A 23,199-nucleotide genomic window follows, 5' to 3' on the forward strand; every position below is an offset into this window, starting at 1 on the left:
AAGCAACAACTTTATGGAACCACAATTACTCTTGAAGCGATCGATTAACGTTAAAGTCGTCGTTACTCCCCGCTGGAAAGAAGAAGCTCAACAGCAACTCCAAGCCCAAATCAACCAAATAGACTCTCAGCTACAACAGTTAGAAATGCAAGGGCAGCGGATGGTTTCAGAAATCCAAAAGCAAAACCTGCAGCCCCCAGGCCCGCAAGTAATGCAGCAAATAGAAAACATTCAAGTGCAGGTGAATCAAAGAAAAAGCGAACTGCTAGAACAGAAAAACCAAAACCTGCAACAGCTTCAGCAAGTGCAGGTGCTAGACCTGGAACAAGAAGTGAGTCAAGGTCAAATTGACGGCACATTCACTGTCGGCCTGGGAGAAAACTTGATTCAAAAAATGCAAGTAGAAATTCTCCTCCGCGACGGCATAGTCGAAGAAATTCGAGGTGATATTTAGAAATTGGTAAGTGGTAATTGGCGATCGGTAATTGGCAATTGATTTTGAGTCAACAGTCACACATCAAGAATGCGAGAGACTGGCATAATAATAAGTATTGCCGGTGGCCGATCGCCAATTATCAATCGCCAATTACCGATCGCCAATTACCAACTCACAAGGACTTTTTACAGATGATTCGCGAAGTTTTCATGCCAGCCCTGAGCTCTACCATGACAGAGGGCAAAATTGTTTCCTGGGTCAAATCCGCCGGAGACAAAGTAGAAAAGGGCGAAACCGTAGTCGTGGTTGAATCCGACAAAGCCGACATGGATGTCGAGTCTTTCTACGAAGGCTATCTAGCAATAATTATTGTACCAGCCGGCGAAGTTGCGACCGTGGGAGCTGCGATCGCCCTAGTCGCAGAAACAGAAGCCGAAATCGCAGAAGCTCAGAAACAAGGAGCCGGCGCGCCAGCCGCCCCAGCCCCAGCCCCAGCCCCAGCCGCCCCAGCCCCAGCCCCAGCCCCAGCCCCAGCTACCGCATCAGCAGGTTTGCAGCAAAACCTCAGCCGCCAAAACGGCCGCAGCATTGTTTCTCCCCGTGCTCGCAAGTTAGCCAAAGAATTTAAAGTAGATTTGAATTCGATCAAAGGCAGCGGCCCCAACGGCCGGATTGTCGCAGAAGACGTGGAAGCTGCTGCCGGTAAAGCCCAACCTGTTCCGGTTCAGCAACCAGTCACAGTCCCGGCAACACCCGCAGCCGCAGCACCCGCAGCCGCAGCAGCCAAACCTGCACCCGCACCAGTCCCAGCAGTGGCGCTTTCGGGTAACAGAGTACCGATGAACGCGCTGCAAAATGCGGTAGTCCGCAATATGGAAGCAAGTTTGAGCGTGCCCTGTTTCCGCGTCGGCTATACAATTACTACTGACAATCTGGACAAACTCTACAAACAAATTAAGTCGAAAGGCGTCACGATGACGGCTTTGCTGGCAAAAGCAGTAGCAGTAACTTTACAAAAACATCCTCTGCTGAATGCTTGTTATGTGGAGTCGGGAATTCAACACCGGGCTGATATTAATGTGGCGGTAGCGGTGGCGATGGATGGTGGCGGTTTGATTACGCCGGTGTTGCAAAATGCCGATCGCCTCGATATTTATTCGCTCTCGCGCACTTGGAAGGATTTAGTCGATCGCGCCCGCGCCAAACAGTTAAAACCCGATGAATACAGCACGGGCACTTTTACTCTCTCCAATTTGGGAATGTTTGGAGTAGATAAGTTTGATGCGATTTTGCCGCCGAATCAAGGCTCGATTTTGGCGATCGGCTCTTCGCGGCCGCAAGTAGTAGCAAACGAGGAAGGCTTGATGGGAGTGAAGCGCCAAATGCAGGTGAATATTACTTGCGATCACCGAGTGATTTACGGTGCTGACGCTGCATCTTTCTTGCAAGATTTAGCTAAATTGATTGAGACAAATCCTCAATCTTTGACACTTTAATTAGGACTAAAGTCCTGACTACAAACCTTACTCTGAGGTTCGTAGTCAGGACTTCAGTCGGGAACATCTCAGTATTGCAAAAAGGATTTTTATTATTATAGAACCCATTTGACATCTTTTGTAAAATCCTTACAGGGCAACTATTCTAGCCTAAATTTAGAATTCTACTGATTCGCCCCAAACCTAGTTGTGGTAATAAGTCTGGAATAGATGTCAAATGGGTTCTATAGGCCTGAACTATGCCTACAGCCATACCCTCGATAATAAAGAAAGCATCTCCAAATTGAACGTTAATAACGTGTAATTTCTCAGCGTTAAAAAAGCACGCAATTCGGAAACACGTAAAAGAAAAATTATGAAAAATACTGTTTATCACCACCAAACTTTGGATTCAGGATGCCGGTTACGAAATCGCAAAGAAGGCTTTTGAAATATCTTTAGTGTGAGTGTGCAAAAAAGGAGATAACAGCCTAAACTTTTGCCTGCATCCCCTAAAAATCAAGTATTAAGTAGTTGTACAAAATTAATCACACAAAATATCCCCTGAAAGCCTTACAACGTAAAGAGTCTTTATCTAATTAATTTCGTTTGGTTACTTACGTAGGCTCTAAATACCACGCGATTCCAATGCTTTTGCTAAGCGTTCTAAAACTTCTGTCATCTTTTCCTGGTTGAGAGTAGCAGCATCAACAAGTGCAACTTCTGCTTCTGCTTCTGCTGCTTGCCGACGAATTAATCTTTTTTTTGCAGATTCTACGCTTCGGAGTAATAGAAAAATAACAAAGGCGATAATCACAAAACTAATTACAGATGCCAGGAAAACACCCCATTTTATACCTCCTGGTGCCCAACTTTCCAGGTCTTTAGCTCCCGCAGCCGTTAAAGCAGGATTAAGAAGAATGGGAGTAATAATATCTTTGACTAAAGAATCAATGATTTTTCCAAAGGCTCCACCAATGATGACGGCAACTGCCAGTTCAAGGACATTTCCCTGAACTAAAAACTTCCAGAAATCGCTCCAAAATCCGCTACTACTTCTTGCCATGATGGATGTTCCCCTATAGATATGCCAGTAAAATTTATTTTCTCATGATTCAGGAAAAACTTTATTATATTTTAAACCAAACAAACTGGTCAAAGGCGATCGGGTTCAATCTAAGAACGGAGTGGCGCGACTTTTTGGTGCAACGGATGTTGTCCTTACTTTTCACGCTATCTCTGAAAGCCTTTTCAGGCAAGGGTTTCATCTGAAGACGTTTGTCAATGATTTCTACTTAGGGCTTGCTGAAAAAGTGTACGCAGTGGAAAAACGAGGCTACACAGCTTGAAAAATAGTAGGTTTATTGGTGAATTCCCAAATTTAGCCAGAGACGAACAACCAAGGTGCAAAGGTTTTGAGCCTCTATAAAACCCGTTTGACATCTTTTACGCTGTTATACGTGACCGCAAAAGCATTATCCAGCAGCAGCCATGCCTTATTGTAGCAGTCTAACGGATTCAGAATGGGAAATAATTGAACCCATACTACATGAGATATTGCCCAGGAAGAAGCTAACTAAAACCATGTAACTGGACAAAAAGAGAAATCTTAGATGGAATCTTCTATCAACTAAAAAATGGCTGCAATTGGTAAGACCTACCCAAGGATTGGCCCCTTACAAGGGCCGTATATTGGCTTTACTTGCAGTGGCGAACACAGGGAGTGATAGAAGAGCTGATGAGAGTGCTACATGGGCAAGTGCGTGAGCAGGTAAAAAAAGCCAAATGGACTACATTTTAGTTTTTCTTGATGCGGACTAAAGTCCTCACTACAAACCTTTGACTACTGACTACAAACTAATTACTCGATCGCACTGTCAAGACTTGCGGCGGCGTCGCATCAGGCGGATACAAAAAATCCACCTGAACCAAACGGCGTTCCCCCGGCTTCATATTCACATTCACCAAAGGTTCCCCCTGCTGTCCCCGGCGCTGCACAATGTGAATGTAGCGCGTCAAAGTCTTGCCCGCATCGTCATTAAATATCACCCGCACCGTACCTCGGAAAAATATCCGATTTTCCGGCGGATCGTAAAACATCAATCCACCCGATTTTGTATTTGCTTTAATCGGTGTTTGCATTCTAATACTCACCGATTGAGACTCGCGAGATTTGTTGTAAAGCGGAAAAGCTAAGTTGTATTGAATCCCGTAATTGCCGTGAGCAAAATAAGCAGTATCGGGATAGCGAGCTAACATTTTAGCGCTTTGAACTTGACCAGTTCCAAAAGTACCCGTATCCGTAGTGCTCAGAGCATAGGAAAATGACTCGCCGCGCTTGGGAACAGTTAAATAATCGGTTCTATAATTATCAGTAATTTTAGCTTTCCACTCCGAACCTTCAGCTACTCCCGCCACGCGCCCGTAAATTTTTTGCAGCGGATTTTCGTCTTGCGGAGTTGGTGCCAAATCTCTCGGCCCCGCTAAACCTTTGGTGTTTAAAATATTTTCCCACTGTTCTAATGTCGGAGATTGTTCGACTCCATTTTTAGTTGGAGGAGCAAACATTGCTAAACTAGCAACATAAACCGAATTGCTGCTCGACATTCGCATCAAAGTCGATCGCCCGTTGGAAGCAGGCGTGATATTCCCCACAGGTATCGGCAAATTCATCAGCATTCGGCTCTCATTGGCCGGAATCTCGATCGCAGCGGGCAAAATGGCTTGTCTGTACCCCCGCAGCACATCGCTCGTAATCCGGCTTCCAGGCCCCGCAAACACCGTGCCGAATCGATTTTCTAAATACGACGGCAAATCGACAAACAACGCATCCGGCCGAGTTAAATAAGTCGCTCCTTGCAAGACATTTAAAGTAACAGGTTCCGAGTTCGGATTGTAGACAATTATTCCTTGAAATAAGGTGCGAGTTTCGGCGCGATTTTTAGCTTTGGCGATGTGGTGGGCGAAGATATCAAATCGACCTTTGAAGGGAAAGTTTAAGTGTGCAGAAGGTACTTGTTTGCCTTCTTGGGGAAATGTGGAGAGCAAAATGCCTTCGGTTTGCACGACTTCCGGGCTGTTGCTGTTGAAAACGGGAATGTTGTCGAGTTTTCCCGGCAAAACGCGCACTTGCTGGGGCACTGTCACAGTATTCAGCGGGCTGCTGCTTGGCGGCGGCGGCTGCACATCCCGTTCGTTTTCCGGTAGGGGAACTTCTGGCTGGATAATCAGTTGCTGTTGGGTGGGAGGTGCGGCAATTGCTTGAGCTAAGGGTAGAATTGGTAAAAACATTGCTGCGATCGCGTTTAACTGAACTTGTGCTGATAATTCGATCGGGCGATCGACACAAAACTTTACCACAAGTTGGTTGATATTTTTTGGGGAATTTGGGATGTTAGGTCAATTTTTGTGGAAATTCTGGCATCGCAAATTTTTTGTTCTACTTAATGACAAAATGTAGAGCAAAAATAAGAGCCAGAAGCACTATAGCTGCGCTGGCTCTTATGAGTTGATACTAGAAGTTAACCTGAATTCACTAGAAATGGGACGAGCTTTTCTTTTCTGCAGATGGATGGCCTGCACCCCTGAGAAAATTTAAGCAAGAGCTTTTTTTGCCTGCTTGCGGCGGGCTGCGACTAAACTTCCCAACCCCATTACCATACCTGCGATAGTAGTTGGTTCGGGTACTGGCTCAGCATCAGCCGAAACTCCGGCCATAACTTTGTCACTGGTACCAACATTAGACCCATCTACCTGTTGGAAGCGAACTCCTGCCTTGAGCGTACCATTCTGAAATCCCGTCAAGAAAGCATTTTCTGCCTGAGACGCACTCAGACTGCTGCCAGTTAGCAAAAAGCTAACCAAAGTAGACTGATTTTTATATAAGCCTCCATTAGCGTTGCCACCATTAAAGCTATTGCGCGGAGTGCTAATGCCATAGTCGAAACCATTGTGCAAGCCACTAATATCAACGTTTTGCCAAAACTTTGTAAAAGTGCTGCCTGCGGTAGATTTAACCGATGCACTAACGCCGCTCAATACGTCAAATGCCACCGCAACGAGAGAAGAGTTGGTTGCGCCACCGGCTGTAGCCTGAGTGCCAGTCGTATTGGTGATCCCCAAATTCAGGAGCAAATCGGCTCCACTTTGGACAACGTTGAAGTCTAATGTTGCAGTAGCGCCGGTGCCAATGCCGTTGGTCGTACCGTACTGAGGAGCCACAGATAAACTGAATGCTTGGGCTTGCGTTGCAGTTAGTAATGAAGAAGCAACAACTAAACCAGCGGTAGCTATACAGGCGGTTAGTGGTTGGGCGAAGTTGGTTTTCATAAGAGTAATACCTCGTTTATATCGTTGGGGGGATTGACTTTATTGATTTCTTCTGGTGTCTATTTACATCATCTATCATGTAAAGGTATTTGTATATACATTTTTGCTACCTTTACCAAAACAATATTGTGCGAGGTTTATTCTTAAAGTTTTAGTAAACTTGGTTGTGCCGCAAAGGCTAGGATGACTGTTGCTGAGGTATTCCACGGCTAACTATCCGTTATTGCAACTTTCGGTATCATCGGCTGTCACAATGGCCAATTGCGTAATATTACTTACAAATAAGTGTGTATTTATACAATAATTGAGAAATCGGTTTGTCGATCGCCTGATGTACGCGAAAGTAAAATATATAGCCTTTCGATCTCTCATATCAGGTACGCTTCCGGGATATGGCATAGGGCTATGGCATAGGGCTATGGCATAGGGCTATCCTCACTTTTTTGAGAACCGCTATAGTTGCACAGTAAGTAAATATAGAATTAGTAACTCTTCCTGGGCGCAGATAACGGGTTTGAGCCACTAAAGTACGGCGTGGAGGGCTCAAAAATTTTAGGCTGTTGTTCAATCTCCGAGATTCATCTGTGGAGTAAATCTAAAATCTAAAATCTAAAATCGACTGACACCGATACAATCCCCGCGCCACCCTACAATTTGAGATTGCCTCGACTCGCCCGCCAGTGACACAATAACGTTACTAACAGACAAATTTTCAATGACGATAATTTTAACCAACGACGATGGCATAGACGCTCCCGGAATTCAGGCAATGAAGCAAGCTGTAGAAGGCAAGACAATTATGGTGGCTCCGCAGGGGCAATTGTCGGGCTGCGGGCATCAAGTGACGGCTCACAGTCCGATTCATGTCGATCGCCGATCAGAATTTGAGTATGCTGTAGGAGGAACACCGGCTGATTGCGTGCGAATCGCTCTTCATCACGTTTGTGCGAAGCCGGATTTAGTGCTTTCGGGGATTAACGCGGGCGGCAATTTGGGGGTTGACGTATATATTTCGGGTACGGTGGCGGCTGTGCGGGAAGCAGCCATGCACGGTATTCCGGGCATCGCAATTTCCCACCGGATTAAAAGGCCGCTCGAAATTGATTGGGATTTAGCTACTCGCTGGACATCGCGGGTGTTGGCGGATTTGCTGAACCGGGAACCAAAGTCTGGGTGTTTTTGGAATGTGAATTTGCCGCATTTAGCGCCCGGAAGTGCGGAACCGGAAATTGTGTTTTGCCCGCCTTCGACACAGCCGCTGCCTGTGGTGTACCGGATGGAGGGAGAATACTTTTATTATGCCGGAGAGTACGGAGCGCGCGATCGGGCGGCGGGGACTGATGTTGACGTGTGTTTTGGGGGTAATATTGCGGTGACTGAGATATCGCTGTGATAGATTTGGGCGATAGCACTCTCGATCGACTACACCCCCACTATACAAGTCCGGTGCAACCGGACTTGATATGATTAATTACCAATTACCAATTACCAACTTGCGTTATTTCTGTTTTAGGACTACCAACGTAATGTCGTCAAAAACTTTATGTTTGTCAATATGTTGCCGCACATCATCAATTACTGCTTGTCGAATTTCTTCAACCGTTTTGTGGCGATTTTTTTGCGCCACTTGGCACAATCTTTCTATGCCGTAATACACTCGATTTATATTTATAGCTTCGGTAATTCCATCTGTGTAAAGCACTACTATATCCCCGGGATTAAGATGCACTTGAACTTGGGAAACAAAACCAGAAATATCTTCCTCTAATCCCAGAGGAAAGCCGAGTTCCATTGTATCGATCAGTTCGATGTTACCATCAGTACGGACTACAATTATTTCTTCATGTTGACCGCTGATGGTGAGGTTACTATCTTGATAATCTAACAAAGCCAAGGTCATGTTTTTAGACGAGTCAATGCGCTCGATATTGGCATAAAGGGTGCGGTTTAACACATCAAGAAACTTCACCGGATCGGTTTCGTTCATTTGTTGGAGAGTGCGGACGGCGGTTTGCGCCATAATCATTAATACGCCACTTTCTAAACCATGTCCCGTAACATCGCCGATGCTAATTTTTACCCGATCATTTTGGGTTAGCACGTCGTAGTAGTCGCCACCAACTTCATCGGCAGGTTGCATATATCCAGCTATTTCTAATCCTTTAATTTTATCAAGTTCTGATTGTTTGGGCAAGATCATTTGTTGCAGTCGTTTCGTGACTTCTAACTCAGCACTGAGGCGGATGTTTTCGGCTTTAAGTTTGTCGTTGAGGCCGCTAATTTCCTGGTTTGCTTGGGCGAGTTGGGCAGTGCGCTCTTCTACTTTTTGTTCCTGCGTGTGGTAAAGTAAGGCATTTTCTAGCGAGATTGCTGCTTGAGAAGATATCAGTTTTAAAACTTCCAGCCGCGTCGGAGTGAAAGCGCTAGTTGCCAAATTATTTTCAAAGTAAAGTAAACCCATCATTTTGCCTTGATTGATGATGGGAATACATAAGACTGACTTGGGTTGATGCGTCCTGATATAAGGGTCTGTTCTAAAAGCTCCTTCAGCCTTAGCATTATTTAAAACGACAGTTTTGAGAGTCTTTTCCACATAATAAATAACGCTTAAGGGAACAACTTGCTCTAGTTCAATCTGGGGAGATAACAACACATTAATATCGCTGTCCTCAACTTCCCCAGCGGCTGCGATCTCAAAACCTTCTGACTGATTCAAAATCAGAAATCCTTTTTGAGCGCCAGCATTATTGAGCGCAATTTTCATAAATTGTAAAATCAGTTCGCTTAAAACAATTTCCCCAGAGATGATTTTGGAAAATTTAAGCACAGAAAGTAGCTCTAATCCTTCCAAGCTAGATCCTGTTGTTAATGTCGTGGTATTAAAATCAAGACCGAGATTTTTTTGAGCTGTTATTCTCCCAAATATTTTTGGATACCTTGACTCTAAATCTTGGGCTTTTGCCGTAGCTCCCCAGCGAATATAAGCGTAGTAGGATTCGTTCAGATAGAACTGACTCATATGTTCGCGATCGCAAGCAAAATGAAATTCTCCAGCCAGTTCTTTAGCAATAGCTTCATCTTCCAGGCGTTCGTACTCTATCGCTCCCGATATCGCTCTTTCGTACAAGTTAATTGCTTGCTCATTTTGCCCCAAAATCCGCGCTTTTTCTGCCTCGATCAGGTCGTACTTGTGCTGATAGTTCATCGGCGCGTCTTGCGCCCAGAATTTCATTTTTTCCTGATGAGATTCTACCAATTCCAGATATTGCTGTTGCTCCCTCGGCGCAGCGCTGTTGTAATTAGCGAGCAGGATCAGCGAATAATAGAAGTAGTGAGCGGGAAACGTCATCATGCCGCTATCGCCTCTGAGGTGTTCGTGAGCTGCCAAAATGCAGGCAAGAGCCTGGGAATAATCTTTAAATAAATAACAGAGAAAGGCTTTGGCCTGGTAAACTAATAACAGCGTTGTTGCATTTTTGGTTTCCTGCAAATATACCAGCATCGCTGCTTCATCAAAACTTTTGCCTTGCAGCAGCATTTTATCTGATGATAATCCTTGCAAATTTAAGGTCAGTTGATGCCATACCTTAATGAAATTGAGCGGAAATTCCTGTTTGATTTTATTTAAAAGTTTGATATATTCGCTAATGTTTACATCGACAATTTCTAAGCGTTCGCCGCTCAAGAATAGGTTGGTACAAGAGTGGAGTACGCAATAGCCTGCATATTGGTAATCTCCCGTTTCCAAACCGGCTTGAATCGCCTCTTCTAACGGTGCAATACTTTCCTTAGCCTGCTCTTTCCAATGGGAGATCAAACCGTAAAAGGGCGCATAAACTCGACATTTGAGTTTGTTGTCAGGAAAAATATCTAGGAGTTTAATCGCCAACTGCCCGCAGTAATATCCCGCGTCCAAGTCTGCCATCGGCCCGCACAAAATTATGCCGTAATTTGCGTAAGCGATCGCTGCCAGAGCTGAATGACCTCGTTCCACACAAAGATTGACCTTCGTTAAAACGATCTGAACAAAGGTTGAAGGCGCTGAGATCGAAGCAGCGGCCGTTGCCGTTATCAAGATTCGCAGAGCTGCTAGCAAATAGGGATCGGTCATTTCGGGAAGGTTTTCTAACTCTTCTAATCTCGGCATCTGCACGGAACTGCTGCCCTCGCTGGGCAGAGGAGTTAGGGAAACTCCGAGCATCTCTACCGCTTGCAGTCCGGTTTCAAGGGCTTTGGATAGCTGGTTTTGAGCGATATAAAATTCAACTTTTAGCTCGTAAACTTTCACCTTTTCGAGCAGGGTTGTTGCCTGTTGCAGCGCTATTTCTGCCAGTGCAGCAGCTCTCTCGAAGTTGGTACACAAGTATTCTGCTTCTACAGCTTCTATATAGAGGTTGAGCGTGAGTTCGTAATTGCTTTGCCAGCTAGAAGCTGCCAGGAGTTCCATGCCCGCATTAAAATAATTGGCAGCCGCTTCGGAGGCTGTTGCTGCTTTAGCTTTCCGACCTGCGGCGAGATTCAGGGCAGCGAGTTGGTTTTTTTCTGACTGCTCGGTGATGAACTCGCTGCCGATATTCAGTTGATTGACGATCGCAAAAATGTTTTCTTCTTGCTGAGATGGGGTCGTATTTTTCAGCAGCAGTTGACCAATTTTGAGGTGAGTTAATTTTTTTTGGTCTTCGGCAATGAGAGAATAAGCTGCTTGCTGTACGCGATCGTGCAAAAACTTGTAAGGAATTTGCACAGATGCAGTTTGACGGCTGGCGATATCGTCAAGGTGCATCTGTGCCAATTCGCGGTCAAAAAAGAGCGGAATTTTGTAGGCGTCGTTCAAGGGGAGAATCAAACCTGCCTCTAGGGCAGACCACAGTTGATTTGCCGTTTCTACAGGAGATTCTTCATTGACGATCGCCAAAACATCTAAATAAAATCTGCTGCCGATACAAGCTGCTAACTGCAAAATCTTTTGACTTGCTTCCGGCAGCCTTTGAATCTGCTTTACCATTAACTCGACAACGTTATAATCCGCAATTCCTATCGCTTGAATTTCATCTATTTCCCACTCCCATTGGCGACTATTAAAATTGTAAGCTAACAGCTTTTCTTCATAAAGATATTTTAGCAGTTGATTTAAAAAGAAAGGATTGCCTTGAGTTTTATTAAATAGCAGAGCGGATAGACTTTGGGATTTTTGGCTTTCCCTAAGAGTGTCGGCAACTATTTGATTGACATCTGTACTACTCAAAGGTGCGAGAGTAATTGTTGTTAAATTAGCTGAATTTTCTTGATTATTTTTCAAAGTTTGCATCAAAGGATGCGTCGGACTAACTTCATTATCTCGATAAGCACCAATCATCAGTAGATATTGGCTGTCGGGGTTAGTCACTAGCAGTTGAATTAACTTGAGCGACGATAAATCAGCCCACTGCAAATCATCTAGAAAAATAACCAGCGGGTGTTCTGGTTGAGTAAAAACTTGAATAAAGCTGGCAAACACCCGATTAAATCGATTTTGAGCTTCAGTTGCTCCCACTTCTGGCACGGGCGGCTGTTCGCCAACGATCAGTTCAACTTCGGGAATAACTTCTGTAATAATTCGGCCTTGCTGGCCTAATGCGTTTAAGAGTTTTTGTTTCCAATTCTCTATCTGTTGCGGACTATCAGTTAATAGCTGGCGCATCAGATCCGAGAAAGCTTCTATCAGAGAAGCGTAGGGAATGTTGCGCTTAAATTGGTCAAATTTACCAGAAATGAAATAGCCATGCTGCCGGACAATCGGTTTGTGAACTTCATTAACTACAGCAGTTTTCCCAATGCCTGAATAGCCAGCTACTAGCATCATTTCCGCTGTCCCATTACTGATGCGGTCGAAGGCGGCTAGGAGTGTCTGAACTTGTTCAAATCGACCGTAGAGTTTCTGCGGAATTTGCAATTGACTTGATAAATCTTCTTGACCAATTTGAAAGTTGTCAATTTTCCCTGTAGTTTCTAATTGAGTTAAACACTGTTCTAGATCGAATTTCAAACCTTCAGCACTTTGATAGCGTTCTTCAGCAGTTTTAGCCATCAATTTCATCACAATTTCAGAAATTGCTTGAGGAATCTGGCTGTTAATTTTTGCTGGTGGTACGGGTTGAATGGCAATGTGGGAGTAAATTAATTCGAGGGCGTCAGTGGTCGGAAAGGGCAGTTTCCCTGTTAGCATTTCATAAAACGTGACTCCTAAAGAATAGAAATCCGTTCGGTAGTCGATTGCCCGATTCATCCGACCTGTTTGTTCTGGGGATAGATAGGCAAGAGTTCCTTCTAATAAGTTGGGGTGGCTGAGGGATTGATTTTCTTTAGACAGGCGGGTTGCAATACCAAAATCGGTAATTTTTACTTGATTTTTGGCCAAATTGACGATGATGTTTTGGGGTTTGATATCTTTGTGAATAATGCAACGATCGTGCAACTGAGCGAGGGTAGATGCTACCTGAATCGCGATCGCTAGAAAATCTCGTATTTGTGGCTGCTTAAATTGTTCGCTATCTGAGAGAGCAATTCCGCCAAAATCTTCCAAAATTAGGATAAATTGGCGGTTTCCCAATTCTTGTAATTCTAAAGGTTTAACTATACCCTCTATATTAAGGTTTTTGGAAATTTCATATTCCTGTCTTAAACGGGTGATTTCTTCTAGATTAGGATACTCATTTTTGAGGATTTTCAATATCGCTGGCTGTCCGTCTGACTCTTTGATCCCTCGATAAATAACAGTATTAAACCCTTGGTAAATTTGTGAAGTAATTTTATATCCGCGAATTGCTAACATAGGTGTCTTAATCTTGAAGTGATATCAGTGCCATCATATATAAAATACAATATAGCGATCGCGCCAACTGCTAGTCAGTTGAAACAGCGATCGCTTTTGAGTTAGCAATCTGACTTGCGGAGCTAACTAACGCTACAGTCACCGCTGTCTTTTGGTTCTCGCTTCGGATATACCCACTCATTAAAGAACTCCTGAATTTCTTGAGGTTGCTGTTTGACTAAATATTCGTAATCTTGTTTCACCGGAATATTATAACTAGCCGTCCGTTTGCCAATCTTGGACAACCAAGTCGTGTGTACGGAAATCCCAAAATTAAGTTGTGGATGCCAGAGTTTGCATAGGGGGCCGCTCTTCAAATCCGCAGCGTCGAAAATCCAGATTTCATTGCCGTTGTCAGGTTGCTCATCTGTACCATTATAAACTACACATACAATATAGCCGTCTGTTGAGCCGCCTGTTGAGCCCGCGCGCGGGACAAATTGCGGCGAGTTGCCGAAATAACCTGTGTCAAATTCGTATGCGTCTTGAATCTGCAACCGATTTTCATTTGCTTCAAGGGTATCCAGATCTGCTATGTGCAGTCGTAACAAGTTAGATTTGATGCCTTTTTTGGTCAACTGGCGCACTTCATCGGCTGGTATTTCCCGATATTTATAGTTTTGATACATTTGGAATCCTTCTTCACTGAAAATATCTTCCCAGCATCCAAAAAAGCTCCAGTAGATATTTTCAAAGTGTCCAGAAGGCGGATTTTCCCGGTAAGCATAAAGTGCTGGTCCCCAAGTGTATTTGCAATATTCTTTACCGTTGGTCTGAGTATCCTGCCAATATTTGTTAGGCTGGTTGTCTGCATAAACTCCTGTCAAATCGCTTCTGGCAACTTTGATTTGTTTGGCATCCTTAGCATCGAGTACGTAGCATCCCATGCGACTAATATCTAATGGCCCTACTGTCATCCCAAACATATGGGGTAAGCCTCCATTGTTGTCTGAGTTGCTGAAATCGATCTCGCGAATCCATTCAGCTACATCCCAAGCGCATACGTGCGCTAAGTGCAGCGTGATTTGATCGTTCGGATTTTTATAGTCTGTGAGAAAGTGCGTGGTTTCGCGGGGAATGACAACCTGTCGCGCTACCACTTTCTTGACATCTGATTTCAAGTCAGTGCGGCGGACAATGTAGATCGTACTGTCGGGTAATTGCGGTCGATCGATTAAGTTTCTCAGCCTTTTTTCTATTTCTTCATATTTTGGCTCGTTTGGCGCCGGAAGTATTTCTTCTAGTAAGAATTTAAAGGCAGTGTCCATCAGCACCACGTAGTCTTCAGTCAATCCTATCTGGTGCATACTCTGTTTAATTGCGATCGGGCAACCATTGGGGTGCGTTACCTGCCATTTATTAATCTTTTCTTTGCCATCCCAGGAAATCACATAGACAAAGTTGGCAAATATATTAAAACTTTGCAGCAGACTCCATAATAAATGAATTGTTTGTTTAAAGGCTGCTGCTAATTTTTGGAAAAAGTTTTTTTGGTCGGGAGCTTTCTGAAATCGTCGCTGGGAGGGATATCTGATGCTGTCAATCAAACCGAGTGCCCAATAGAGGACTGGACGCAATTGAGCAATAAAAGTGGAGAGCGATCGCCCGCTGTTGACAGTAAACATTTCCCCTGTGTTCTCGTCAAAACAAGGATGGGCTGAAGTCTGAACTAATTTAAACGGAAAAGGCGGTTGTAAGGGAAGGTTGGCTAATAGCGGATTAAAGGCTCTCCAATCTCGATCCCAACCCACGGGCGTGACTGCTTCCAGCGTTTTTGTATCAATTTCGTAGGGACGCCCTATATCCCAAGTTATCAGCAGTCTTTCGTTGTCTTCCTGAAGAAATTTCATGGGCAGAAATCCGGTGTTTAGCTGATTGCGAATCCCTAACTGGTCAGACATTCGCATGATGCCGCGATTTTTAAATCTCAGGTTAGGCTGGCATTTATTTGTGGCTGCGTCGGCATAGTAACAGGGGGTTGTAGCAATTCTAGTTGTGAGAAATACTCCTTCCTCAAGATTGTCAAAATCAAAGCGATAAACCATCCCGTCGCCGTTGTAGAATGGCGTGAAACCATCACTGGAAGGAAATACAATATCTTTGTTATCATCGCGAGATTTGGAGTCAACAGAGCCTGTGGCTGAAATAATAAATACGTGGCCTTGCAATCCTGACGGAAGTTGTTTTCCGTCCTTAACTAGCAGTTTTAGCGGGCAATACTTGGCCTCTGGGTTATCTTCTCTTAGCCCAAATTCTACTCGACTAACTGACAATACCGATCGCGGGAAACTACTATTTTTTTCAACCTTATCGTCATTTTCTACAGATTGGTTCATAGTTTTTATAGGGGTTAAATTTGAGATGAATGACACCTGCACTAATTGCTCTTAACTTAAGTTGCTAGTTATCTCAAACAGGCTGCTAATGGCTAATTCGAGTAAAAAACTTGATTAGCAAGCTGGCAATTAGCAACACCGCAGTTTATAACTAGAAACTTGCGTTATTAGTCACCGTAAGCGATTCAGCGAAAATCAACTCGACTTAAATAGTGAATCATAATTATATCATATATTTTCTTCTCCCGTGTGGCTCTCTCGTACTTATGGTGATAACGTAAGCTAATAATTTAGCACGATCGAAAGTTTCAACGTTCAGCCTCAGATAGTTAGTATCATCTGCTACTTTTAACACCAAGCATCGGAGAGAGCTGAGGAAAAAATTATGTGATTAGATGTTTGCATCGACACTGATGTCATGAATGCTGCACTGGGGCAAGCGTCACAAGTCGCTTTAGCTGTCATATCAAGGTGCGACTGGGCTAAAATGTGGCGCGCCACATTTCTGGGGCAACTGTTCAATTAATGCCATGATATAAATGTGTGGCAATGCTCATACTGACGATCGCCACCAACCAACAACCAATTTGGGCTAGAGCTACCAGAAGGTTGCCAGCCTCTGCGCTCTCAAATCGGTTCTATAAAACCGACACATTTTTAATGACGATAATTTTAACCAACGACGACGGCATCGACGCTCCAGGGATTCAGGCACTTTTGCAGGCTGTCAGCGGCAAAACAATTATGGTGGCTCCGCAGGGGCAATTGTCGGGCTGCGGGCATCAAGTGACGGCTCACAGTCCGATTCATGTCGATCGGCGATCGTCCGTGGAATATGCTGTAGGGGGAACACCGGCAGACTGCGTGCGTATCGCTCTTCATCACGTTTGTGCGAAGCCGGATTTGGTGCTTTCGGGTATTAACGCGGGTGGCAATTTGGGGGTTGACGTGTATATTTCGGGTACGGTGGCGGCTGTGCGGGAAGCAGCCATGCACGGTATTCCGGGAATCGCAATTTCCCACCGGATTAAAAGGCCGCTCGAAATAGACTGGGATGTCGCGACTCGTTGGACATCGCGGGTGTTGGCGGATTTGCTGAAGCGGGAACCAAAGTCGGGGTGTTTCTGGAATGTGAATTTTCCGCATTTAGCGCCGGGAAGTGCGGAACCGGAAATTGTGTTTTGCAAGCCTTCGACTGAGCCGCTGCCGGTTGAGTACAAAATGGAGGGAGAATATTTTTATTATGTTGGAGAATACGGAGCGCGCGATCGGGCGGCGGGGACTGATGTTGACGTGTGTTTTGGGGGTAATATTGCGGTGACTGAGATATCGCTGTGATAGATTTGGGCGATCGAACTATAGCCTTTCTCAGCAACATGAGGTGCTCTCGCGGACATAGGGCATAGGACATCAGTTGCGAGCGGTGTGTACCTCATTTTATTGAGAACCGCTATATATTTTTTTTGCCAAGTATAAATAAATGGTGTTAAATTCGATCGGCGACAGAATGTTCCATATTCATGGCTAAAAACAGATTTTATTGTACTTTGGGTTTAGCACTGCATATACCCTAGGTATAATAAACCTGTTTTCGGATTATCCCAAAATAGGATATTGTAATTTATTCAGAATTGATACTAATAAAATTTAAACAAAATTAATCGCAATTCCGAGAGTGGCAGCTATCTCTACTTGCGGCCGTCCGTGCTACCATAATTTTTTTTGTCATCCTTCGGCTTAGCAACACCATCAGGTTGTTTCTTTGGCTTTTTGACTTCTTTATTGCTTTTTCTTTCTTTTGACATGATCTTTCCTCAATTTTGACTCAGCATAACATAGATTGACACATTTGCCTAACTGCCAGTAGAGGGGGGTAATCCTATACAGCTATTACTCGCTGTTAGTTTTGTACAATCTGCAGTATATTATCCGCTAGCTTTTGAACGAATACCCTCTACCGTTAGGCATATCGATAAATTCCTCAGAAGTACAATGTCTGAAATTACTTTTAACCCCGATGACTAAAGGAAATATTGAAAAGCACGATCGTCTAACTGCTGCGAGACAATCGAGAAAAATTCTCGCTGATTAAGCTGTTGTTCCACATCTAATTTTAATTAAAAATGACCGTAGATAAAATATGGAGCTATGACCATCCCAGCCTTCGAGACACCGGGCGCAAAAACAACAACAAATTTGCAGTCTCGGTTTAAAAAAGCTGTTAACCACAGTGGACAATAAGAATATAGATTTTACTATTGATTAACACTTCGGACAGTGTGTGATGGCTTACCTATTGAGAATAACGGTTTCACTGATCTCAGTACGATCGCAACGCTTGCCAAAGCACACTAGAGACCCACGATAAATCAAGGGTTTCAGACTATGACCTCAAAACGGTCGGGACTCTGGAAAAAGCACAAAGTATATGTATAAACATAAAGTTAATTGTCCGCTTTCTTGAAAGTGCGATCCAGTCCGCTCCCTTTGAGATAAAATATCTATAAAGAGTGTTTATTTCTAGATAAATTTCCGCTATTAGGAATGTGACCCGTATGGAAGTAACCGAGCTGCTCAAAGAGTACGAAAATGGAAACAGAGACTTTGCTGACGCAAACCTCAGCGGAGCAAACCTCAGCGGAGCTATGTTGGTTGGCATAAACCTTTCTAGGGCTAACCTGTCAGGAGCTAACCTGAGTCGGGCGCATCTGACCAAAGCAGAACTCAACGGCGCAAACCTTTACAGGGCAAATTTGAGTTTTGCCAAAATGGGCCAAGCCAGACTAGCGGACGCAGAGCTTACCAAAGCCAATCTCAGCGGAGCTTTCCTCGTCAAAGCAAAACTCCCCAGGGCAAAATTGAGTGGCGCCCAACTCATCGGTAGCAACCTGCGAAGCGCCATCCTCTGGAACGCCAACTTGTGTACAGCCGACCTGCAATTCATCAACCTGCGGGGTGCCAACCTCACGGGAGCAAACCTCAACTGGGCAAACTGTGGAGGGGCAAAACTCAGCGGTGCAAAGCTTTTTGGCGCTCAACTAACAGGCATCTATCTCAGCAAAGCTTACATCAATGGCATCGACCTGAGCAGGACGGATCTCAATGGCGTCAACCTGAGCGGAGCCAAACTCAACGGGGTAAACTTGGAAGGCTCGAACTTGTTAGCCGCCAATCTCAGCGGGGCTCAGTTGCGGGGCGTCCAGTTGATGGGAGCAGATTTAACCAGGGCAAATCTGGTGGGAGTTTCTTTGGTGCAGGCAAACCTCGATTGGGCTAGGCTGTGCTATGCAGACTTGAGCGAAGCCGACTTGAGCGGGGCCACGTTCATGGGAACCAACTTTGAGGGTACTCAGTTAGCCGGATCAACAATGCCCCCATCTGTGAGCAATGATGTCTACTTAACTGCAGCACGTGGTGTAGCAGCTTAGGCAACGCCAAAAATTAATTTCGCATCCGAGTGGACGACTCTCGCATTGGTTTAACTTTTGATGCAGACATCATTACTTTTGTGAGAGTGTTGCATCGGCAAGAAATTTACTAATATTTGCGAGAGTTTGTAGCATCACAATTGAGTTCACCCGATTAATTTCGCGACTCGCAAAGCAGAGGTAATGGCTCCTTCGTGCAAACCATCCCCCAAATAAGCTCCCGCATGATAAGTGTTGTTCTCGCCATTAGTCTCGATAACTTCATCTCGATATCGAAAAGACTCGACAGTGTAAAGCGGGGTGTGATGTTTCTGAATATGAATAATGTGCTTTTGGGCGATCGACTCCTGCAGTTGAAAAGCTAAACTGTACTCTCGTGGCGAGGAGATGCCGCAAAGCTGATTCAGGCTCGCATTATAGCCCCACCCTTTGTTCGTCTCGAAAAAATCAAATTCTGATAACTTGCGGATACCGTAGCGATCGTACATCGAACTATCCGAATGCAGTACAGTGGTTGCATAATTGCCTTTCCAATCCGAAAACCGCTTCCTTTCCGCATCAGTTGGATCAGACAACAGCCTCATCACTTGGTCTGGTGGCATCGCAAAAACCACCTTATCAAATTCCTGAATCTCCTGATTAGAAAACACAATTTTTACAGCATCAGCACTTCTGAAAATATTGGCAATCTCCGCATTCAGCAGTATATCGCCCTGAAAGCGCTCCAGAATCTTTTCAATGTAAGAATATACTCCCCCTTTAATCCTCAACCAATTAACCAAGGCATAATCGCACAAAACAGGCATCGCCAATTGGGCCGGGAAATCGTCGAGCAATTCAAACGGTATCGAGTAGCTGTACATCGTCAGCAACTTCAGCCAATCGTTGCGGATGCACGAACTTTTCAAACTCTGAGAAAGCGCTATATCGTAGAAATCGTGCTGTTTGGCAAACCGCATTTTTAAAATAAATCCAGCCGAACGAGCGTACAGGCTATCAAGTCGCAAATATTCTATCAGGCGTTGGATTCCCGTGAAATTCTTTTTGATTGAAACCGCAGACAAAAAGTGACTGCCATCTTTAAAAAATAGTGCCGAACCAATCTGCACTGGTTCTAATAGAACGCCTAATTCCTGCATGAAAGCAATAAAATTATAAAACACAGTCGGAAATTCCAGCACTCCATTTTCTAATATTTCATTGCACTCTGATTGATTTGGCGCAACATTTTTATTCAGCGTCCGAATGTGTCCACCTAAAATCGGCTGCCTTTCCAACACAGTGACGTGATGCCCCTGTTTATCGAGCCAGTAGGCTGCTGCCATACCGCTAGCTCCGCCCCCAACAATTGCAATTCTCATAGTTCACTCCTAAATAGATAGAAGACTGGGCGGTTGAAACCGCGTCTATACAAACAAAACCCGCGACTCGACTTCGCTCGCCGAACACCTCCGCGGGTTGAAGAACTGTGCGGTTAAAATTACGTTATTTTATTCAGTCCGCGGAGGTGGACATCGTTTTTGTAGACGCGGTTTCAACCGCCGTCTTATCTGCCGTTTCCTCATAGATATCAGACAATTGTAGGTTTCGCAAAACTCAACCCAATCAGAAAATATCGCAGTTATTTAATTGGCATTGCTTAGTCTAAAATCGCATCCCCAGATAAACGTTGATAAAGCAGCGCCCCCGTCCAAAATGTCGGCGCAAAGCCTGGATAGCCCGAGGAGGCGTTGCAGAAATAGAAATTGTTGAGGGATGTTTCATGATTTAGTCGATCGACCCCCATGTTGCGCGGCGTCAGGCTGGAACCGTAGGAATTACCGTTAGGACACCAACAGAAGCGCTCGTTAGTCGTCGGACTTCCGGTAACATGAAAGACCATGTGTTTGCGGAAATTCGGAACATAGTGTTTTTCAACTACATCTAAAATCGAGTCCAGAATCTCTTGTTTCTTCTGTCTGTAAGCTTTGCGATCGGTCTCCCAAAGCTGTTTAAAATAGCTGTAATTAGCAACAGTCAGAAATTCGACAATTTGACAATCTTCTGGACAATCCCGCCGCGCTTGGGTCAGTAAAGTTGGCGTTGTAATTGCAAAACTCGGACGAGAAAAATCATTTTGCTCATACATTTGAGCAAAAGCTTCATTTAGATCCAGGTGTTCCGAATGAAACGTATTCCACTTGCCAAATCCATAGTCTCGGAGATCGATATCTTTGACAACGCAGTACACCATGTAGTTAGATGCAGAATACTCATAGTTGAGTTTCCGCCGCACTTTTTTAGAGAACAGTTCCTCTCCAATCATCTTGGCTGCTCTTTTCGGGTCAAGGTTACAAATCACCGTGTCGCCCGTGAATTCATGGGTTTGATGGGTGGTCAAATCCATCGCTTCAACACCAGTTACTGTTCTGTTTGTTACCCTAAAATTCGTGACTTCATGGTTTAGCAGCACCTTCCCCCCGTTGGATTCAATGACTTTAACTAAAGAATTGATGACATCTTCAAAATGCTGCGTCGGGTAAAATGCACCTTCTTGATAGCCTCTAAACAAGGCAATCCAAGCATAGAAAGAAAGCTGATTTGGGGGCAGCAAAAAATCCGGCCATTGCAGGGCTAATAAGGTTTGGGCGGCTTGCGGGAGTTGGAACTTGTCGAAAACGTCCTGAAGTGTACTGTTGAGGTGTTGGACAGCACAGAATACGTCACCGAAATTTTTGAGCAATTCTATTGGTTTGACGGGAGGAGCGAGTTTTCTTAGTCCTGCGCCGGTTTTCTCGACTTCGTTGACGAATTGGCGAATTCTCTCGCTGGCTTCGGGAAACAGCGCCGACAATCGCCGGATTAGTTCCTCTGGTTCCGAGGGAATATCTAGGGCGTACCCCGGCATTCTCATGTGGTCGTAGCCATTCGGATCGTACCGCTCAAAGGTGACATCTCGATCGAGACTCAGTTTTTTGAGAACTCGATTCACTGTATGTCCTTCGCCGCAGTCCCAAACGTAGTGGAATTGGGCATTAAAGGTGTATTTTTTGGCCATCGTAAAGGTGTGGCCAAAGCCTCCGGGATGCTCGTGAGCTTCGAGGATGTGTACGGTTTTGCCGGAGTTTGCCATCAAAGCTCCGAAAACCAGTGCTGATAAACCACTGCCGACGATGAGGTAATCTGTTTTCATGGGAAATTTCCTCGATCGATTGAATCGGGCGATCGTTGTTTATTTAAACTAGCTCTCAATTCTGAGAAAATTGTGAAGAGGGCTTACCACGCTATTTGTGGGGTACGCAGTGCGTACCTTACGCCTTTTTGGGCGGGCTAGAAGCCAACCCCACAATAGTGTGAAGCATCTAAATTTTACAGTCAAGTTTGAGCGAATTCTTGTGGGGTGGGCGTCCCGCCCGCCCAAAAAATACAATTTAGGTGGGCTTACTTACAGCTTATTTGTGCGGCAAAATCACATCAAAAAAAGCATCGTCCAAATCATAACCAAACATCTGCGACATCGCCATCAACTTCGATTTACTGGGAATTCCCTGCTGATTCAACCAATCAGTCAGCACAAAAATTTTGTTCATCAAAAACATTTCCAAAGCTTCAGGATTGTACTGAATGCCTTGGGTGCGGTGGAACTGGTGCGGCACCAACATCGCCGCATAGCGCGCCAATTCTCCCGCTTTCCAATCCAGCAAAAATGGCAGCCAAGGATAACAAGCATCCAAGCGAATAAACCACAGCCGCACTTCGGGAATTTCTGAAATTTCTCGCGGATCTAACTCTTCGCGCGGATACTCAATTTCAAATTGTAGCTGTTGTTCGTTTTGGGCGATCGCCCCAGCCGCCAGCCACTGTTCAATCACAGTCCGCACCGGAGACAAATCTAAGCTGTTTATGCGATCGGCATCAATCGATATCATAATACTCATAAATATTCAACCTTATATAATTAAGTCATTATCTATAATACCACCAATCACCAATTAGCAATTACCAATTATCTGAAATTCGAGTGATTCATCTCAATCCGTTCCATCCCGTACATTCCCCTATTCATTCTTTATTCTTCATTCTTCATTCTTCATTCTTCATTCTTCATTCTTTATTTTTTATTCTTCATTCTTCCTTCGGTTTACCATTCTTTAAACGAGCGGGCAAGCTGTCAACTGTAAACTCTTCCTTATTCCTTGTTCCTTGTTCCTTCTTCCTCCGATCAACTGTCAACTGTCAACTGTCAACTGTCAACTGTCAACTGTCAACTGTCAACTGTCAACTGTCAACTGTCAACTGTCAACTGTCAACTGTCAACTGTCAACTGTCAACTGTCAACTGTCAACTGTCAACTGTCAACTGTCAA

13 protein-coding genes are annotated in these 23,199 nt (G+C 44.5%); 5 read left to right on the forward strand and 8 right to left on the reverse strand.

Annotation, left to right across the window (positions count from 1 at the left end; all coding sequences use genetic code 11):
• The first annotated feature begins 13 nt into the window (after positions 1–13).
• Both QUA58_RS04610 and QUA58_RS04615 read left to right on the forward strand, forming a co-directional pair.
• Complete coding sequence (locus QUA58_RS04610) at positions 14–454, forward strand: YlqD family protein (RefSeq protein WP_006631983.1); 441 nt, start codon at positions 14–16, stop codon at positions 452–454.
• Between the two features lie 173 nt (positions 455–627).
• On the forward strand, positions 628–1,932 hold the full coding sequence (locus QUA58_RS04615) for a dihydrolipoamide acetyltransferase family protein (protein ID WP_333393184.1): 1,305 nt from the start codon (positions 628–630) through the stop codon (positions 1,930–1,932).
• A gap of 607 nt (positions 1,933–2,539) precedes the next feature.
• On the opposite strand, the gene mscL is transcribed toward QUA58_RS04615, so the two are convergent.
• The 3 genes from mscL to QUA58_RS04630 form a co-directional block, all read right to left on the reverse strand.
• Positions 2,540–2,977 (reverse strand): large conductance mechanosensitive channel protein MscL, encoded by a 438-nt coding sequence (gene mscL, locus QUA58_RS04620; RefSeq protein WP_194067975.1) that lies wholly within the window; start codon positions 2,975–2,977, stop codon positions 2,540–2,542.
• A gap of 791 nt (positions 2,978–3,768) precedes the next feature.
• Positions 3,769–5,202 (reverse strand): DUF3370 domain-containing protein, encoded by a 1,434-nt coding sequence (locus tag QUA58_RS04625; protein ID WP_445301863.1) that lies wholly within the window; start codon positions 5,200–5,202, stop codon positions 3,769–3,771.
• 303 nt (positions 5,203–5,505) lie between these two features.
• Positions 5,506–6,240, reverse strand: coding sequence for a PEP-CTERM sorting domain-containing protein (locus QUA58_RS04630; RefSeq protein WP_333254263.1), 735 nt, complete (start codon positions 6,238–6,240; stop codon positions 5,506–5,508).
• A 715-nt stretch (positions 6,241–6,955) separates the two neighbouring features.
• On the opposite strand from QUA58_RS04630, the gene surE (QUA58_RS04635) reads away from it, so the two are divergent.
• Entirely contained in the window at positions 6,956–7,633 is a 678-nt protein-coding gene (surE, locus tag QUA58_RS04635; protein WP_333393178.1) for a 5'/3'-nucleotidase SurE, read from the forward strand.
• 105 nt (positions 7,634–7,738) lie between these two features.
• On the opposite strand, the gene QUA58_RS04640 is transcribed toward surE (QUA58_RS04635), so the two are convergent.
• Both QUA58_RS04640 and QUA58_RS04645 read right to left on the reverse strand, forming a co-directional pair.
• Positions 7,739–13,051, reverse strand: a complete 5,313-nt coding sequence (locus tag QUA58_RS04640) for an AAA family ATPase (RefSeq protein WP_333393179.1) — start codon at positions 13,049–13,051, stop codon at positions 7,739–7,741.
• 122 nt (positions 13,052–13,173) lie between these two features.
• Positions 13,174–15,426, reverse strand: a complete 2,253-nt coding sequence (locus QUA58_RS04645; protein ID WP_333393180.1) for a carotenoid oxygenase family protein — start codon at positions 15,424–15,426, stop codon at positions 13,174–13,176.
• Positions 15,427–16,086: 660 nt separating this feature from the next.
• Here QUA58_RS04645 and surE (QUA58_RS04650) point away from each other — a divergent pair.
• Together surE (QUA58_RS04650) and QUA58_RS04655 are read left to right on the forward strand one after the other, a co-directional pair.
• Positions 16,087–16,764, forward strand: a complete 678-nt coding sequence (surE, locus tag QUA58_RS04650) for a 5'/3'-nucleotidase SurE (protein ID WP_333393185.1) — start codon at positions 16,087–16,089, stop codon at positions 16,762–16,764.
• A 1,217-nt stretch (positions 16,765–17,981) separates the two neighbouring features.
• The gene (locus QUA58_RS04655) at positions 17,982–18,854 is read left to right on the forward strand and encodes a pentapeptide repeat-containing protein (RefSeq protein WP_333257224.1); all 873 of its coding nucleotides are present in this window, start codon (positions 17,982–17,984) and stop codon (positions 18,852–18,854) included.
• Between the two features lie 146 nt (positions 18,855–19,000).
• On the opposite strand, the gene QUA58_RS04660 is transcribed toward QUA58_RS04655, so the two are convergent.
• The 3 genes from QUA58_RS04660 to QUA58_RS04670 form a co-directional block, all read right to left on the reverse strand.
• Positions 19,001–20,215 carry an FAD-dependent oxidoreductase gene (locus QUA58_RS04660; protein ID WP_333257221.1) on the reverse strand — a complete coding sequence of 405 codons (1,215 nt, stop codon included), beginning with the start codon at positions 20,213–20,215 and terminating at the stop codon, positions 19,001–19,003.
• A gap of 278 nt (positions 20,216–20,493) precedes the next feature.
• Positions 20,494–22,026: an NAD(P)/FAD-dependent oxidoreductase gene (locus QUA58_RS04665; RefSeq protein ID WP_333393181.1), complete on the reverse strand. Its 1,533-nt coding sequence runs from the start codon at positions 22,024–22,026 to the stop codon at positions 20,494–20,496.
• 259 nt (positions 22,027–22,285) lie between these two features.
• Positions 22,286–22,771 (reverse strand): CRR6 family NdhI maturation factor, encoded by a 486-nt coding sequence (locus QUA58_RS04670; protein ID WP_333257217.1) that lies wholly within the window; start codon positions 22,769–22,771, stop codon positions 22,286–22,288.
• Between the last annotated feature and the right edge of the window lie 428 nt (positions 22,772–23,199).

It is taken from the genome of Microcoleus sp. N9_A1 (assembly GCF_036701795.1).
Lineage (GTDB): Bacteria > Cyanobacteriota > Cyanobacteriia > Cyanobacteriales > Microcoleaceae > Microcoleus.

Coding starts and splice junctions, on each gene's coding strand:
- QUA58_RS04610 (WP_006631983.1), top strand. CDS start 14: ATGGAACCACAATTACTCTTGAAGCGATCGATTAACGTTAAAGTCGTC.
- QUA58_RS04615 (WP_333393184.1), top strand. CDS start 628: ATGATTCGCGAAGTTTTCATGCCAGCCCTGAGCTCTACCATGACAGAG.
- mscL (WP_194067975.1), bottom strand. CDS start 2,977: ATGGCAAGAAGTAGTAGCGGATTTTGGAGCGATTTCTGGAAGTTTTTA.
- QUA58_RS04625 (WP_445301863.1), bottom strand. CDS start 5,202: ATGTTTTTACCAATTCTACCCTTAGCTCAAGCAATTGCCGCACCTCCC.
- QUA58_RS04630 (WP_333254263.1), bottom strand. CDS start 6,240: ATGAAAACCAACTTCGCCCAACCACTAACCGCCTGTATAGCTACCGCT.
- surE (WP_333393178.1), top strand. CDS start 6,956: ATGACGATAATTTTAACCAACGACGATGGCATAGACGCTCCCGGAATT.
- QUA58_RS04640 (WP_333393179.1), bottom strand. CDS start 13,051: ATGTTAGCAATTCGCGGATATAAAATTACTTCACAAATTTACCAAGGG.
- QUA58_RS04645 (WP_333393180.1), bottom strand. CDS start 15,426: ATGAACCAATCTGTAGAAAATGACGATAAGGTTGAAAAAAATAGTAGT.
- surE (WP_333393185.1), top strand. CDS start 16,087: ATGACGATAATTTTAACCAACGACGACGGCATCGACGCTCCAGGGATT.
- QUA58_RS04655 (WP_333257224.1), top strand. CDS start 17,982: ATGGAAGTAACCGAGCTGCTCAAAGAGTACGAAAATGGAAACAGAGAC.
- QUA58_RS04660 (WP_333257221.1), bottom strand. CDS start 20,215: ATGAGAATTGCAATTGTTGGGGGCGGAGCTAGCGGTATGGCAGCAGCC.
- QUA58_RS04665 (WP_333393181.1), bottom strand. CDS start 22,026: ATGAAAACAGATTACCTCATCGTCGGCAGTGGTTTATCAGCACTGGTT.
- QUA58_RS04670 (WP_333257217.1), bottom strand. CDS start 22,771: ATGAGTATTATGATATCGATTGATGCCGATCGCATAAACAGCTTAGAT.